We start from the raw sequence: 16199 nt of genomic DNA on the forward strand, positions 1-16199 counted from the left end.
GGATTGTTATTAGAAGCCTTTAGGTTGAGAAGTTTATTACCTTGGAAATCAAGAGCACACAAGACGTTAGTCTTAGAACTTACATCAATACCAATAAATAAAGTTGATAAAATATTGTTCTTCATATTATCACCACCTTTCATAAGTAGTAGGGAGAACAATTAGTAAAAGAGATATCCCGATCTTAGCTACTAACTTCAACCTCGCACTATTAGCATTCATCTTTGAAAATTACCTTGCTGTTGGTCTAGTCAAGGAGATGCAGCATCTGAGTTGGAAGATTATGATAGCTAAGTCAGGAAGCATGCTATAGAGGCAATAACCATTTGGCTTTGCAAGGAGGACAAGAATTATCCTTCGCTAACTATTCTTTGTTTTATTATAACATCAGGATATCTCAATTAAAAATTGCATTTTAGATATAAAAATATGCTTAGAACACTTAGTAAAAAGTGATTCTAAACATATTATACGAGGAGGAAAGTAATGAATTTTGGAGCAATAGCAGCAATTTTAACTACATTATCTTTTGTACCTCAGGCGGTAAAAGTTATAAAGACGAAAGACACATCGGGCATATCGCTTTTAATGTATTCGATGTTTGTAGGAGGAGTATTCTTGTGGGTGATTCATGGAATTAACATCAAAGATTATCCACTGATTTTTGCAAATATAGTAACTTTTTGTTTTGCAGTAATCATTTTAAGTTACAAAATAAAGTATAAATAATCGATAGTGTAAAGTAGATTTGAAATTCTTGATGGATTTTTATGAGGAGGTGTTTTTGCAGCAAACCAACTAGAAGGCGAATATTTATAATGAAGGAGCTGATTAATATGGGATTAAAAATCGTTACAATAGGGGGAGGATCAAGTTACACACCTGAACTTGTGGAAGGATTTATCAAGAGATATGATGAACTACCTGTGAGTGAATTATGGCTTGTGGATATAGAAGAAGGCAAGGAAAAGCTTGAAATTATCGCTGATTTAGCTAGAAGAATGGTAAAAAAAGCAGATGTCCCAATTCAAATTTTTACAACATTAGATAGAAGAGAGGCTCTACCTGGGGCAGATTTTGTGACAACTCAAATAAGAGTAGGGCTTTTAGATGCACGAATTAAAGATGAGAGAATCCCCTTAAAGCATGGATTTATAGGCCAAGAAACAAATGGGGCAGGCGGAATGTTCAAAGCTCTAAGGACTATTCCAGTTATCTTAGATATAAATAAAGACATCTCTGAACTTTGTCCTGACGCTTGGATGATAAACTTCACCAATCCTTCAGGAATGATTGAAGAGGCTCTTTTAAAATATGGTTATACTGATAAAGTAATAGGACTTTGCAATGTTCCTATTGGCATTGAGATGGGTGTAGCTAAACTTTTAGGAGTTGCTCATGATAGAGTGAGAGTTGATTTTGCAGGATTAAATCATATGGTGTTTGGATTAAATGTCTATTTAGATGGTGAAAATATAACAAAAAGAATAATAGACGATTTAGCTAGTGGGAAAAGTGCATCTGAGGTAAAAAATATCAACGATATAAACTGGGAACCTGATTTTATTAGAGCATTAGGAGTCATACCATGCCCATATCACAGGTATTATTTTATGAGAGATGAGATGCTGCAAACTGAGCTTGAAGAGTTTAAAAAAGGAGAAGTAAGAGCTGAGGTAGTCAGTAGATTAGAAAAGGAACTCTTTGAAATTTACAAGGATAAAAATTTAGACATAAAGCCACCTCAACTAGAACAAAGAGGAGGAGCATATTACTCTGATGCTGCATGTAGACTCATAAACTCTATCTACAATGACAAGAAAGACATCCAACCTGTGAACACTAGAAATAATGGTGCTATCACATCTTTACCTCACGACTGTGCAGTTGAAGTTAGCAGCGTGATCACCAAAGATGGTCCAAAGCCTCTTTCAATGGGAGAACTCCCAGTTGCAGTTAATGGATTAGTTCAACAGATTAAATCTTTCGAAAGGGTTACAGTAGAAGCAGCTTATGAGGGATCTTATGAGAAAGCTCTATTAGCATTGATCATAAATCCACTAGTTGCATCGGATAAAAAAGCCAAAATTTTATTAGATGAAATGCTCGAAGCTCATAAAAAGTATCTGCCTAAATTTTTCAAATGATTTTAGAGAATACTCATCACTACAAAAAATTGTGTTATAAAAAAATTTTTGGGTACAATAAAATATAAGGGAGTGATGAATATGATTAAAAATTACTTTGAAAATAAGAAAAGAGAAATTGCTAGAAAAGAGAGAGCAAAGAAAGTTAAACATATTGCTGCAGGTACTGCTGTGGGCAGTTTATTAGGAGCAGGAGCAGGGCTGTTATTTGCACCAAAATCAGGAAAGGAAACTAGAGAAGACATAAAGAACAAAACAGTTGAAACCAAAGAAGAGCTCAAAGAGAAAGTAAATGAAACAGTAGATAAAACTAAAGAAGGATACGATAAGATCAAAGCTAAAGTTACAAGCAAAGTTGAGGAAACTAAAGAAGAACTAGAAGAAAAAAAGGAAGAGTTAGAAGATAAGAAAGAAGACATCAAAGAAGATGCTGAAGAAGTGAAAGAAAAAGCAAAGAAGAGCAAAGCAGAGGTTGAAGAAGGGAAAGAAGAAATTAAAGAAGTATTGAAAGATACGAAAGAAGATATTAAAAAGACCGTAAAAGAGTAAACGCACACCGTATTTAGGAAGTGATTTTATGCAGAAGTACAAGGATAAGGACAATGACTCTGGCATTGTTGCATACGAAATAGGAGATGATTACATTAGAGTAGAATATGAATCTGGAGATATTTTCACTTACAACTACGAAAAAGCCGGGAAACAAAGAGTGGAAAAGATGAAAGAATTAGCTAAAAAAGGCGATGGATTAAACGCCTATATAAATAAATACATCATCCCTATTTATAAAGAAGATTAATGATCAAGCCACACTATTTTAGATAGTGTGGCTTTTCGTTGACTTAGATCTCCATTAAATATATAATATTGACAATGATAAATGTATACCCAATAATATTTAGGAGGGCATTTTATGCTATTTGAACACATATTGGAAGTTGCAGTACCCTATATCACATCTTTTCTTGAACTTATCGGAGTTTCAATAATAGTAGTAGCAGCGATAAGAAGTGTTTTTCATTTTTTTAAAAATGGATTTGATTTTGGTGATGATGAAGTAGGATTTGCTTTTGCGAAAGCCATGTCTTTGAGCTTAGAGTTCAAATTAGCTGCAGAGATAATTAAAACTGTACTTATTAGAAATATTGATGAATTTATAATACTTGCGGCGGTAGCAATTCTTAGAGTAGTTCTTACATTTGTACTTCACTGGGAGTTGACTATAAGCAGTAAGGAGATCGAACACAAAAATATCAATAAAATATTAAATAAGCAGGAGGAAAATTGAGATTTTTTAGAAAAATTATGATATATTGTTATTAGATTACATGAAAGGGTGGTAGGTATGAAAAAGCTAATGACGGGAAATGAAGCGATAGCAAGAGGAGCTTATGAAGCAGGAGTTCTGGTTGCTTGTGCTTATCCGGGAACACCTAGTACTGAAATTTTGGAAAACGTTTCCACATATGATGAAATTTATTCTGAATGGTCGACTAATGAAAAAGTAGCATTGGAGGCTGCTTTCGGTGCAAGTGTAGCCGGTGCAAGAGCTATGGCTAGTATGAAGCATGTCGGCTTAAACGTTGCGGCAGATCCTTTTTTTACGATAGCATATGAAGGAGTAAACGGGGGCTTGGTAGTGATTACAGCAGATGAGCCAGGTATGCATAGTTCTCAAAATGAACAAGACAATAGACTCTATGCACCACATGCTAAAGTTGCTTTAATTGAGCCATCTGATAGTCAAGAATGCAAAGATTATCTAAAGAGAGCTTTTGAAATATCAGAGCAATTTGACACGGCAGTTTTGTTTAGAGTTACTACAAGAGTCTGTCATACTAAGGGAGTAGTGGAACTAGGAGAAAGAGAAGAAGTAGGTATAAGAGAATACATAAAAAATCCTAAAAAATATGTAATGGTTCCTGCAAATGCTAAAGAAAAACACATAGAAATGGAAAGGGATAGACTTCCTAAACTACATGAATTTTCAAATACCACCGACTTAAATAGGATTGAACTAAATGATTCAAAAATAGGAGTAGTTACTTCTGGTGCTTGCTACATGAATGCCAAAGAAGCACTTGGAGATAAAGCATCATATTTAAAGATAGGTTTTAGTTATCCACTTACAGATGAAAAATTTAAAGAGTTCGCAAAGCATGTAGAAAAAATTTATGTTATAGAAGAAAATGAACCATACATGGAAAACTATATAAAAGCTTTGGGGATTGACTGTATAGGTAAGGAAGAATTTCCACTGTGCGGTGAAATAACCCCTCAAATAATCAGAAGAATTGTTTTAGGAGAAAGCACACCCTCTACATATAAATTAGACATTCTACCTCCAAATAGACCACCAGCACTTTGCGCAGGATGTCCTCACAGAGGAATATTTTATGAGATGAGTAAATACAAGAACAAAATAAATGTAACTTCAGATATAGGATGTTACAGCCTAGGCGCATCAGCACCACTTTATGTTGGAGATACAGTTATCTGCATGGGAGCAGGTTTTTCTGCTGGCATAGGATTTGATAAAGTAAATCAAATGGCAGAAAGAGGAAAGAAAGTATTTGGCGTATTGGGAGACTCTACATTCTTTCATTCAGGGATGACGGGGTTAGTAGATGCGGTATACAACAAATCCGATTTAGTAATGGTCATACTTGACAATAGAATAACTGCAATGACAGGACATCAAGAAAATCCTGGAACAGGCAAAAATATAAAAGGAGAAGAAGCTCCTATGATCGATATTATTTCGATCGTGAAAGCCTGCGGGGTAAAAGAGGATAACATAAAAGTAATAAATCCATATATTATGAGTCAAAATAAAGAAGCAATAAAAGCAGCCCTCGAAGCAGAAGGACCATTTGTAATCATAACCAAACAGCCATGTGCTTTAATAAAAGAAGTCCAAAAGAAAAGAGCCAATCTCTACTCTGAGGTAGATGACGATAAATGCACTAAATGCAAAACCTGCTTTAGAATAGGTTGCCCTGCAATATCTATGATAGACAATAAAGTTATAATAGATAAAGTTCAGTGCAATGGTTGCACTGTATGTGTTCAAACATGTCCTTATAAAGCCATCAAGGTTCATCAAGAAAGAGGTGGAGAAAATGAATAAGAGTTTACTTTTAGCTGGAGTTGGAGGGCAAGGAATAATCTTGGTTTCAAAGATTCTATCAGAGGGCTTGATGGAAGAAGGCTACGATGTAAAAATGAGCGAAATTCATGGGATGAGTCAAAGAGGAGGAAGTGTCACCACTCAGATTAAGTTTGGAGAAAAGGTGTATTCGCCAATCATAAATGCAGGAGAAGCTGATGTTTTAGTAGCTTTCGAGAAAATAGAAGCGTTGAGATATATCGAAAATTTAAAAAGCGGAGGAACTCTAATAGTAAATGAGGAGGAAATCTTTCCCCTTCCAGTGCTTGCAGGACTTGAAGAATATCCAGAAGGAGTAATGGAAGAATTAAAATCCAAAATCGACCATGTCATAAGCATTGATGCTAGAAAAGTAGCTCTAGATTTAGGCGAAGCAAAAAGCTCAAACATTGTCATGCTTGGAGTGACAGTAAAAGCATTGGGTCTAGATGACATAGATTGGGAAGGAAAGATTAAAAAATACCTTCCAGCTAAAACACATGAAAAAAATATACTAGCTTTTAGAAAAGGATTAGAAACATTATAAAATAGCCACCCATCGAGGTGGCTTTATTTATTAAATTTTTGTAACAATTTTATAAATTTGAGATAATAGGAGATATTGAGATATAATAAGATATAGATAAAGGTCTATGCTTAAATTTCTCCATTTTCCTTATTTTTTATGTTTTTATAGTATAATTGGGTATTGTATAAGTAAATTGAAAGAGTATAATAGATTAGTCAAGGGGTGATAAAATGGATCAAATAATTCAAGACATCCTTAATCTAGACAATGAAACGAAAAAGCTTAAGGATAGATATGAGGAAATACTAAAAAAAGAAAAATTTGAAGGTCTTGCGAAAGTACAAAAACTTGAAGAAGAGCTAATGGCTGCTTATGAGAAAGAGGCACAAAAAGCTTACGAGAATTATATTGAAGAAAAGTCAAAGCTAATTCCACAAATTGCTCAGCAGGAATATTTAAAATACGGAAGTTCTACAAATTTGAATGAAAAATACCTTAAATTAAAGACTAAATTATTAGATGATATTTGGGAAAGTATCCTGACTATCGAGGAATAGAGGGATATAAATGAGTAATGCAAGAAGATTTTCAGCAATTAACACAAAGTTAAGAGTCATGCACTCTTATTTTTTGACAGATGACGATTATCTTAATTTGATGGAATCAAAGACTGTAGATGATACAATCGCATATTTGGAAAATAACACTATATATGGAAAATTCATCACAAACGATCCACATCTTACAAGAATTGAAGAAGTAGACATTGCAATGGATAGATACTTGGTGCATCAATTTGGTAAAATATTAAATTATTTCTCCGATAAGTACAAAGAGTTTTACAGATCTCTTATGCTTAGATATGAAGTGGAAGACTTGAAACTTTTTATTAGAGCAGTTGCTAGAGGGGAGAGCTTGGAAGAAACCAAGAATTTAAGCTTAATCAGAGAAAAATACTACAGCTTTTCTTATGATAAGATAAAGAACGCAAAGAACATCAATGAATTGATTGAAATGTTAAATGACACACCTTTTTATGACATAATTAAAAGATATAAAGATGAAGATCCAGAGAGATTGATTTTTTACATCGAAATGAGTCTTGATAAATTTTATTTTCAAACAGTAAGCGAGAAATCAAAAGAACTTTCAAGGGAAGACAGAAAATTCGCAGAAAAACTAGTCGGTACAAATGTGGATTTATTAAATATTGAATGGATTTATAGAGGTCTTAAGTTTTACAATACAATACCTGAAGAGCTTATAAACTATGCATTAAGCGGAGGGCTTGAGTTTAAATACGAAGATTTAAAGAAATTATGTTATTCAGATGTCGACAATTTAATTAAAACTGTTAGAAATACTCCCTACAAAGATCTATTTAACCCAGATAAAGATATAGATACTTTCTTGAAATTAAGAATTCAAAGGTATCTATATAATATGTTTAAAGATGTTTTCAAAAAAGCTAAAATGGATATTTCAGTGTCGATAGGATTTTTGCATTTATTAGAATTTGAGATAAGAGATATCATGACTATATTGGAATCAAAGAGGTATCAAATTTCAAGCATAGACATAAAAGAATACCTCATTCGAGACTTAAAAGGAAGTGAGTAATCATGGGAGCTAACAAAATGGAGCTGCTTAATGTGGTTGGCAAAATAGAACATGCTGATGCAGTATTAAGAGATTTAGTTTTAAACTATGACATTGAACTATTAGATGCTTTGAATAGAATCGAAACAGGTCATTTTAAAATAAATGTAAGAGATGAGAACCTAGATAAAATAGTTGATATGAATTATGTAATACCTTATATAAGCGACAATAAAGTTACTGATTTAGAAACTAAGAAAAAGCAGATAATGTCGGCATTTGATTTAAGCAATGACAGTATAAAAATTTCGAAAGAAAAACCTTCTATAAATGACGATGAAATCAATGATTTTTTTAACGTGTTAGAAAACATAAATTCATTAAATGGAGATTTAATGAATTTAAAAAATGAGTTGAGCAAATTAGAAAGCTATTATAACAATATTTTTAGAGAACTGGACGACTTTCCAATAAGTATTGGAGATTTGAGAAATATGGAGTATTTTGACTTTAAACTAGGAGTATTGAGCAATTCTGGAAGGTTGAAGTTAAAATCAAGCTATGAAAATATACCGGCTATAATCGTTCATACTGGCAAGATAGAACAAGGAGAAGTATATTTTATAATTTACCCCAAAAAAGTGGCTGTTGATATAGAGAGAGCATTAAAGACTTTGGAATTTCGCGAGCTAGTGTTGCCAGAAGAGTATAATTCTACTCCAAAGGAAATAAGTGCAATGCTTACACTAAAAAGAAATGAAATTTTAGCAAAAATTGCATTGAAAGAGAAGGAATTGGATGAGTTAAAGTCAAAAAACTTGGATAAAGCAACTAATCTACTCAACCAGTTGAAAATCATGATTGAAATTGAAAAAGTAAAAGAAAAACTAGCTTTTTCAAGAAAGTATTTCTATCTATCCGCTTGGGTATTGTGTTCCGATAAAGAAAACATACAAAATACTTTAAGCAAATATGAGGATATTTATGTAGCATTTGATGAAGAAGTTGTCCATTCTACAAAACTAAAAAACAGTTTATTACTAAGGGTGTTAGCATAATGATAAAGCCTAGCATCACGATGAGAAGAAGGAAGTGATAATAAGTGTCGGTTGAAAAAATGACTTTGTTAAATATCGTTGGGAAGGCGCAAGATGCAGAAAATGTCCTAAAGGATGTAGTCACAAACGTTGAAGTGGATTTAATTCCTGCAATTCATCAAATTGAGTCTAATAATTTCACATTTGATGTCACAAACGAGAATATAGATAAGATAATCGATATGAACTATGCAAGGAGCCATAAGAAAGACTCTCTTGTCGACGAATTGAGTAAAAAATCAGATACAATCAAAGAAATATTTGATGTAAAAGACAATGAATTAAATATGAGAATTGATACTTTGCTGCCAAAAGAGAATATTCTCGAGGAATTCGATACTATAATTGATGAAATCCATGACACAAATGAGAGAATAAATGTTCTAAAAAAAGAAATTGAACACTTAGAGGGGTATTATTCTAATATATTTAGAGAGTTAAAGAATTTTTCAATACCATTGTCTGACTTGAGGAGCATGGAGTATTTTGATTTTAAAGTTGGGATACTTTCTAAAGAAGGCAGACAAAAGGTTAAGAAAAACTATGAAAATATTTTGGGTATTTTCTTGCACACTGGTTCAAGCCAAGAAGGAGAAGTATATATAGTCATGTACCCAAAAGAAATGATTATTGAAATGACTAGAATACTCAGGTCTTTAGGATTTAAAGAAATTCCAATTCCTGAGGAGTACACTGGCACTCCTAAAGAAATCAGCGAACAGATAGACATTAAGAGAAATACAATTTTTGCGGAGATTGCTGAGAATGAGAAAATTGAAGAAAAAATAAAATCAAAATATGGCGAAAGGGTCAAGGAGCTGTTAGCACACGCTAAGTTGATCTTGAAGATGGAAGATATTAAAGAAAACCTTGCTTTCTCAAAGAAGTATTTCTATTTTTCAGCCTGGATTGCCGAGTCAGACAAGGATAAAGTGACTAATTTATTGAAGAAATACGATGGAGTTGTAGCTGTGTTCAAGAAAGACGAGATTTCAAATGCACCTACAAAATTGAAGAACAATTGGCTGTTTAAACCATTTGAGATGCTCGTGAAGATGTATGGAACTCCATCATACAACGAATTAGACCCTACTCCTTTTTTAAGTTTGTCATACATGTTTTTATTTGGAATGATGTTCGGAGATTTGGGTCAAGGATTTGTCATCTTGCTTGCAGGATTATTAGTAGGCAAGAAGAGCAAGACTTTTGGAGGGTTATTGACTAGACTAGGAGCAAGTTCAATGGTCTTTGGCACTCTTTACGGCGCTGTGTTTGGATTTGAAACGATCATACCAGCACTATTGATCAGACCTTTTGAAAACATCAATACTATGCTTATGATAGCAATTGGCGTAGGTGTCACACTACTTATAATTGCATATATTCACGGCATTATAAATGCTTTCAAGAGAAAAGACATCGAAGAAGCTGTCTTTGGAAACAAAGGAATTGCAGGATTTGTGCTTTTTATAGACTTACTTCTTTTGGTAGGTGGAATGATGCTGGGGTTAAACATAATGCCAGTGCCAGTAGGTGTAGCAATAGCAGTACTATGTTTATTGTCCATCATATTTAAGATGCCACTTGCCAATTTAGTTGAAAAGAAGAGACCACTACATCACGAAGATATCACAGGATATTACATCGAAGGTGTATTCTCATTGCTTGAGACTTTTTTGAGCATGTTGAGTGGAACAGTATCATTTATAAGAGTTGGAGCGTTTGCACTGACTCACGTGGGATTATTTATTGCGTTTGAAACCATAGGCGAAATGATAGGCTCTGCTGCAGGAAATGCAGTGGTGTTAATCATAGGCAACCTACTGATATTAGGGCTTGAAGGGCTTATAGTATTTATTCAAGGCCTAAGACTTCAATACTATGAACTATTCAGTAGATATTATAAAGGCGATGGAAAGGCTTTTGAGCCTGTAAAATTAGAATATTAGAATTTAGAATTTAGGAGGAGATATTATGTCATTTATATTAACAACAACTACCATTATGGTATTATTGACAATTGCTACAGGAGTATATTTTATTTACAGCGATATGGAAGGTGACAGAAAGAAATTGAAAAAGATTTTGAGAGCTAACTTGTTTGTGTTTGTTCCACTTTTGATGGCAGCAGTTATCATCATGGTACCAGGAGCAATAAACGCAGCAGAAGAAGCCACAGCAGCTGGTGTTACATCATCTCAAGGTTTAGGGTTTATTTCAGCAGCTTTAGCAACAGGACTAGCAACACTTGGTGCAGGTTATGCAGTAGCAGTAGTTGGTTCAGCAGCTTTAGGCGCAGTATCAGAAGATAAATCATTATTAGGACAAACACTTATATTTGTAGGTTTGGCAGAAGGTATTGCTATTTATGGTCTTATAGTTTCAATTCTTATTTTGGGAAGGTTATAAAAATGAAATCTATTCTAATCAGCGACCACAAGGACACTTTAGTGGGAATGAGATTAGCAAGTATAGAAGGAATGTATGCAAAAGATTTAGATGATATAAGAAAAGCGTTTGATGAAGCTGTTGAAAATGATGAGATTGGAATAATCATAATCACAGAATCTATCCTGGAAAAAATGAAAGATAGAGTGCTTCAAGTAAAAAAGAGCAATAGCAAGAAGCTAATTGTAACTGTACCAGATAGGACAGGCCTAAAGGACAAAGACTTTATTATGAGATACATCAAAGAGTCCGTCGGCATCAAAATATAGGTGGTGAAGTCATGATAACTGTAGAAGATAAATTGGATATATTTCGCAAAGTTGTCTACAAAGAAGAAGAAAAGAAATTCCAAAAAGCATTGGAAGAATTAAAAAAAGAGAATGAAAATCTCCTAGAACAGAAGAAGAAAGAGCTAGAAGCTCAAAGAGATGAGATCATCAAAAGAAAATTGGCAATAGCAGAAAGAGAGATCAACGAAAAGATTTCTGAAGAAAAGACAAAAGTCAAAGAAAAAGTTTTAAAAATGAGGGCAGAAATCCTACAAGACTTTATACAAAGCCTATATGAAAAAGCTTCAGAATTCACTAAGACTAGTGAATACAAACAATATCTCTTTGGCAAACTGGACAAAGCTATTTTAGAGCTTGGAGATTTGAATTTCAATATTTATGTTAAAGAAAGCGACAAAGATATGGTAAAAGAGCACTTAGAAAAGAATTACGCAGAACGAATTCATAAATTTAACATTGAAACATTGCCATCAAATCTATTAGGCGGATTTTTAATCGAAGATCAAGAGAAGACATTTTTAATTGATTATTCATTAAAGACCTTGATTGATGACAATGAGTATGAGATAGGAAACAAGTTATTTGCGCTTTTAGAGAAAGCAGGTGACATAAATGAGTGATTTAACTGGTAAGATTAAATCCATCAACGGTCCTGTAATTATCGGAGAAAACATGACTGGATTTAAAATGAGAGAGATGGTTGTAGTAGGGCCAAAAAAATTGATAGGTGAAGTTATTTCCATTGATGGAGATACTGGTATTGTTCAGGTCTATGAAGAAACAGAAGGCTTAAAAAAAGGTGATGAAGTAGTTTCAACTGGAAAACCACTTTCTCTAAAACTAGGACCTGGCATGCTTGGAAATATGTTTGATGGTATACAAAGGCCATTAAAGAAGATTAGAGATGACCATGGTGATTTTATCCCTGAAGGAATTGGCCTTATTTCGATAGATGAAGAAACAGAGTGGGAGTTTAAACTGCTAGTAAGCGTAGGCGATAATCTAACAGGTGGACAGATATTTGCAGAAGTGCAAGAAACTCAGCTTATTGTTCACAAGCTGATGGTTCCTATCGAGATCTCAGGCAAAGTAATATGGGTTAATGAAACAAACAAGGGGACTATAAATGACACAATTATTAAAATAGAAGATAAAAATGGAGACATTCACGAGATCAAGATGTATCAAGAATGGCCAGTAAGAAATCCTCGACCTGTAGAAGAAAGACTTGAAATAAGCAAACTTCTTGTAACAGGCCAAAGAATCCTAGATGTATTTTTCCCAATAGCAAAAGGAGGAACTACAGCTATTCCTGGCGGTTTTGGAACTGGCAAGACAATGCTCCAACATCAACTTGCAAAATGGTCTGATGCAGACATCATCATATATGTTGGCTGTGGAGAAAGAGGAAACGAAATGACTGAAGTTCTCGAGGATTTCCCTAAATTAGTCGACCCTAAGACCAATAGGCCTATCATGGAAAGAACTGTTTTAATAGCCAACACATCAAATATGCCAGTTGCCGCAAGGGAAGCCTCAATTTACACAGGCATTACAATGGCTGAGTACTTCAGAGATATGGGTTATGATGTAGCTGTCATGGCGGATTCAACATCAAGATGGGCAGAAGCATTGAGAGAAATATCTGGTAGACTTGAAGAAATGCCTGCAGAAGAAGGATACCCTGCATATTTACCTACTAGATTAGCTCAATTCTATGAAAGAGCTGGATATGTCAAGACACTCTCAGGCAAAGAAGCCTCGGTAACATTGATTGGCGCGGTATCACCAGCTGGTGGAGATTTCTCTGAGCCAGTAACTGAAAACACAAAGAGATTCGTAAATGTATTTTTAGGACTTGATAGAGAACTAGCATATTCAAGACACTATCCTGCAATCAACTGGATGGATAGTTATAGCGGATATACTCATATGATCAAAGATTTCTATGAGAAAGAGTTAAATGTGGATATTGAAAATTTAAGAGAAAAAATGCTCGGAATACTGTTTGAAGAAAACAAACTCCAAGAAATAGTGCTCTTAGTTGGCGAAGATGTTTTGCCAGATGACCAGAGATTGATATTAGAGATAGCTAGAGTGTTAAAAATCGGATTTTTACAACAAAATGCATTTCATAAAGACGATGCTTTTGTGCCACTAAAGAAACAATATGAGATGCTAAAAACCATGGAATTATTATACGATAGAGGACTTTCTGCAGTAAAGAAAGGAATACCAATCTCTAGGGTAAGAAATGGACAGATATACGAAGAAGTAATAAAATTAAAATATACTATACCTAATGATGATATTTCAAAGATCAAAGAAGTCAATAAGATGATCAATGATTTCTATGATAAATTAGAGTCAGAGTATAGCAAATAGTGGGTGAAGACGAATGAAGAGAAAATATTTAAAATTAGATAAAGTTGAAGGTAGTATAGTTGAACTTTCTAACACTCATTCTATAGGGTATAGTGAAATAGCAGAAATCGAAGACCAATTTGGCAACAAGATGGTTGGAAGAGTAATTAAAATAGATGGCGATAGTGTTGTAGTTCAAGTTTTCGGAAGTACTATGGGCATTGCTGTAGATAATACTAAAGTTACATTTAAAGGGAAACCATTTGAAATACCACTATCAAAGGAAATTTTAGGAAGAACTTTTGATGGAATAGGAAGACCTATTGATGGTGGAGGAGAAATCTACTCTGAAAAAACTTACAATGTTAATGGCAGGCCAATTAATCCAGTGTCAAGAGAGTACCCAAGAAACTATATTCAAACAGGTATTTCGTCTATTGATGGTCTTGCAACATTGATAAGGGGTCAAAAGTTGCCTATATTTTCAGGGGCAGGCTTGCCACACAATCAGTTGGCAGCACAAATAGTTAGACAAGCCAAGATAAAAAGCGAATCAGGAGAAGATAATTTCTCTATTATATTTGCCGCAATAGGTGTAAAACACGATGAAGCTTTTTATTTCCAAGAAACATTTAGAAAAGCAGGAGTACTGGATAGGGTAGTAATGTATATAAACTATGCTGATGACCCTATAATGGAGAGAATCATAACTCCAAGGTGCGCTCTTACTGCTGCAGAGTATCTTGCATATGAAGAAAATCAACATGTACTGGTAATAATGACAGATATAACAAGCTATGGCGAAGCTCTTCGTGAAGTTTCATCATTAAGAGAAGAAGTACCAAGCAGAAGGGGTTATCCTGGGTATCTTTATTCAGATCTTGCTGAACTTTATGAAAGAGCTGGAATGATAAAAGGCAAAAACGGTTCAGTAACACTTATACCAATACTCACGATGCCAAATGATGACATAACGCATCCAATACCTGACCTTACAGGCTATATTACTGAAGGGCAACTTGTATTATCAAGAGATTTATATTTAAAAGGCATATATCCACCAATAAATGTATTGCCATCACTTTCTCGTCTGATGAAAGACGGCATTGGTGAAGGTTTTACTAGGGAAGATCATCCAGAAGTCGCAAACCAATTGTTCTCAGCATATTCAAAAGTTCAAGATGTAAGAGCACTAGCACAAATCATTGGCGAGGACGATTTATCAGAAAGAGACCAGAAATATCTAAAATTCGGAGAAGAATTTGAGAAGAGATTTGTATCTCAAAGCTTTACTGAAAATAGAGATATGATGGAAACGCTAGACATAGCATGGGATTTATTAAAACTGTTGCCAAAAGAAGAACTAGATAGGTTGGATCAAAAACTAATTGAAAAGTATATGAAATAAGGTGAGGCAATGGCTGTTTATAAGATAACACCTACAAAAGCGAATTTAATAAAAGCTAAGAACTCTCTTTCTTTTGCTAAAAAAGGCTACGAACTTCTGGATAAAAAAAGAACTGTTCTGATACGTGAAATGATGAACTTAATAGATTCTGCAACAGACCTTCAAGCTAAAGTAGATGAAGCATTTCAAGAAGCGTACGAGAATTTAAAGATTGCAAATATACTAATGGGGCCAGAGACTGTCATTGAAATCGCAGAATCAATTGAAAAAGAAAAAGACTTTGACATTATATATAAATCGGTCATGGGAGTAGAAGTTCCAATAATCAAGAGAGAAGAGAGTCCGTTAAAGACAGAATATGATTTTTATAGGACATCTCCTGCTTTTGACAAGACAGTTCTAAGCTTTATGAAAGTAAGAGATTTGATATATGAACTAGCAGAGATTGAGAATTCTGTATATAAATTAGCGATGGAAATTAAAAAGACCCAAAAAAGAGCAAATGCTCTTGAGAAGATCCAAATACCTAGATATGAATCTACTATCAAATATATCGACAGTGTACTTCAAGAAAAGGAAAGAGAAGACTTCTTTAGGCTAAAAAGAGTTAAGGGAAAAAGTAAAAAACATAAACAATAAAATAACGGCTCTTTGTCAATTGTTGGGGTAGGATCAATTTTGATCTTGCTCCAATTCTATATTTAAGAGCATTTTTACATATAGGTACTATTATATTGGTTTTTAAGCACACTTAAATAAACCTAGCTAAAATATAGGTTTTCCACATATATTATTTACTTGTAAATTTGACCCCTCTAATTTGTACAATGAATAATTCTATTTCGGAATCTCTTAAAATTCCTTATCCCAAAAGATATTCTCTTTAATACCTTAATTTTATTGTTAAATCCTTCAGTTGGTCCATTAGTATAACCATATCTAAAAGCATTCTTTATCTCATTTATCCAGTTTTTATAGGTATTGGCACACTTCTTAAATTCTGCTATTCAAGAGCATTCTGCACTCTCAATCCATTTTATTAGTTCACTACATTGATAAGAATAATCATCACTTTGACATATTTCATAAAACCATTCTTTTAATATATGAGCTGTACGCAAATCATCATTGTATAATAGCATTAAATCAACAGCTTTTTTATCCTCTTC

Annotated in this window: 18 protein-coding genes; 17 read left to right on the plus strand and 1 reads right to left on the minus strand. The window is 33.8% G+C overall.

Annotation, left to right across the window (positions count from 1 at the left end):
* Positions 1 to 486 precede the first annotated feature (486 nt).
* The 17 genes from BO51_RS08685 (at position 487) to BO51_RS08765 (ending at position 15669) form a co-directional block, all read left to right on the plus strand.
* The gene (locus BO51_RS08685; protein ID WP_135271681.1) at positions 487 to 729 is read left to right on the plus strand and encodes a SemiSWEET transporter; all 243 of its coding nucleotides are present in this window, start codon (positions 487 to 489) and stop codon (positions 727 to 729) included.
* 107 nt (positions 730 to 836) lie between these two features.
* The gene (locus BO51_RS08690; RefSeq protein WP_282097119.1) at positions 837 to 2147 is read left to right on the plus strand and encodes a 6-phospho-beta-glucosidase; all 1311 of its coding nucleotides are present in this window, start codon (positions 837 to 839) and stop codon (positions 2145 to 2147) included.
* 81 nt (positions 2148 to 2228) lie between these two features.
* Positions 2229 to 2696 carry a YtxH domain-containing protein gene (locus BO51_RS08695; protein ID WP_496485875.1) on the plus strand — a complete coding sequence of 156 codons (468 nt, stop codon included), beginning with the start codon at positions 2229 to 2231 and terminating at the stop codon, positions 2694 to 2696.
* 28 nt (positions 2697 to 2724) lie between these two features.
* Positions 2725 to 2946 (plus strand): hypothetical protein, encoded by a 222-nt coding sequence (locus tag BO51_RS08700; protein WP_135271684.1) that lies wholly within the window; start codon positions 2725 to 2727, stop codon positions 2944 to 2946.
* Between the two features lie 114 nt (positions 2947 to 3060).
* Entirely contained in the window at positions 3061 to 3435 is a 375-nt protein-coding gene (locus BO51_RS08705; RefSeq protein WP_135271685.1) for a DUF1622 domain-containing protein, read from the plus strand.
* A gap of 57 nt (positions 3436 to 3492) precedes the next feature.
* On the plus strand, positions 3493 to 5277 hold the full coding sequence (gene iorA, locus BO51_RS08710) for an indolepyruvate ferredoxin oxidoreductase subunit alpha (RefSeq protein ID WP_496485877.1): 1785 nt from the start codon (positions 3493 to 3495) through the stop codon (positions 5275 to 5277).
* Positions 5270 to 5842 carry an indolepyruvate oxidoreductase subunit beta gene (locus BO51_RS08715; protein WP_496485879.1) on the plus strand — a complete coding sequence of 191 codons (573 nt, stop codon included), beginning with the start codon at positions 5270 to 5272 and terminating at the stop codon, positions 5840 to 5842. Before iorA ends, BO51_RS08715 begins: the two co-directional genes overlap by 8 nt.
* A gap of 212 nt (positions 5843 to 6054) precedes the next feature.
* Positions 6055 to 6381, plus strand: a complete 327-nt coding sequence (locus BO51_RS08720; protein ID WP_496485881.1) for a hypothetical protein — start codon at positions 6055 to 6057, stop codon at positions 6379 to 6381.
* 10 nt (positions 6382 to 6391) lie between these two features.
* Positions 6392 to 7444 carry a V-type ATPase subunit gene (locus BO51_RS08725; protein ID WP_496485883.1) on the plus strand — a complete coding sequence of 351 codons (1053 nt, stop codon included), beginning with the start codon at positions 6392 to 6394 and terminating at the stop codon, positions 7442 to 7444.
* Between the two features lie 17 nt (positions 7445 to 7461).
* Positions 7462 to 8481: a V-type ATP synthase subunit I domain-containing protein gene (locus tag BO51_RS08730; RefSeq protein WP_496485885.1), complete on the plus strand. Its 1020-nt coding sequence runs from the start codon at positions 7462 to 7464 to the stop codon at positions 8479 to 8481.
* Between the two features lie 44 nt (positions 8482 to 8525).
* Complete coding sequence (locus BO51_RS08735) at positions 8526 to 10469, plus strand: V-type ATP synthase subunit I (RefSeq protein ID WP_496485887.1); 1944 nt, start codon at positions 8526 to 8528, stop codon at positions 10467 to 10469.
* Between the two features lie 25 nt (positions 10470 to 10494).
* On the plus strand, positions 10495 to 10929 hold the full coding sequence (locus BO51_RS08740) for an ATP synthase subunit C (protein WP_463261991.1): 435 nt from the start codon (positions 10495 to 10497) through the stop codon (positions 10927 to 10929).
* A 2-nt stretch (positions 10930 to 10931) separates the two neighbouring features.
* The gene (locus BO51_RS08745; RefSeq protein WP_496485889.1) at positions 10932 to 11237 is read left to right on the plus strand and encodes a V-type ATP synthase subunit F; all 306 of its coding nucleotides are present in this window, start codon (positions 10932 to 10934) and stop codon (positions 11235 to 11237) included.
* A gap of 11 nt (positions 11238 to 11248) precedes the next feature.
* The gene (locus BO51_RS08750) at positions 11249 to 11878 is read left to right on the plus strand and encodes a V-type ATP synthase subunit E (RefSeq protein WP_496485891.1); all 630 of its coding nucleotides are present in this window, start codon (positions 11249 to 11251) and stop codon (positions 11876 to 11878) included.
* Positions 11871 to 13643, plus strand: coding sequence for a V-type ATP synthase subunit A (locus BO51_RS08755; protein WP_496485893.1), 1773 nt, complete (start codon positions 11871 to 11873; stop codon positions 13641 to 13643). The genes BO51_RS08750 and BO51_RS08755 overlap by 8 nt, the downstream gene beginning before the upstream one ends.
* A 13-nt stretch (positions 13644 to 13656) precedes the next feature.
* On the plus strand, positions 13657 to 15030 hold the full coding sequence (locus BO51_RS08760; RefSeq protein WP_496485895.1) for a V-type ATP synthase subunit B: 1374 nt from the start codon (positions 13657 to 13659) through the stop codon (positions 15028 to 15030).
* A gap of 9 nt (positions 15031 to 15039) precedes the next feature.
* Complete coding sequence (locus tag BO51_RS08765; RefSeq protein ID WP_496485896.1) at positions 15040 to 15669, plus strand: V-type ATP synthase subunit D; 630 nt, start codon at positions 15040 to 15042, stop codon at positions 15667 to 15669.
* A gap of 176 nt (positions 15670 to 15845) precedes the next feature.
* Here the strand turns inward: BO51_RS08765 and BO51_RS08770 are convergent, their stop codons facing one another.
* Positions 15846 to 16037: a transposase gene (locus BO51_RS08770; protein WP_463262002.1), complete on the minus strand. Its 192-nt coding sequence runs from the start codon at positions 16035 to 16037 to the stop codon at positions 15846 to 15848.
* Positions 16038 to 16199: the final 162 nt, after the last annotated feature.

The sequence above is a fragment of the Soehngenia saccharolytica DSM 12858 genome, from assembly GCF_059568515.1.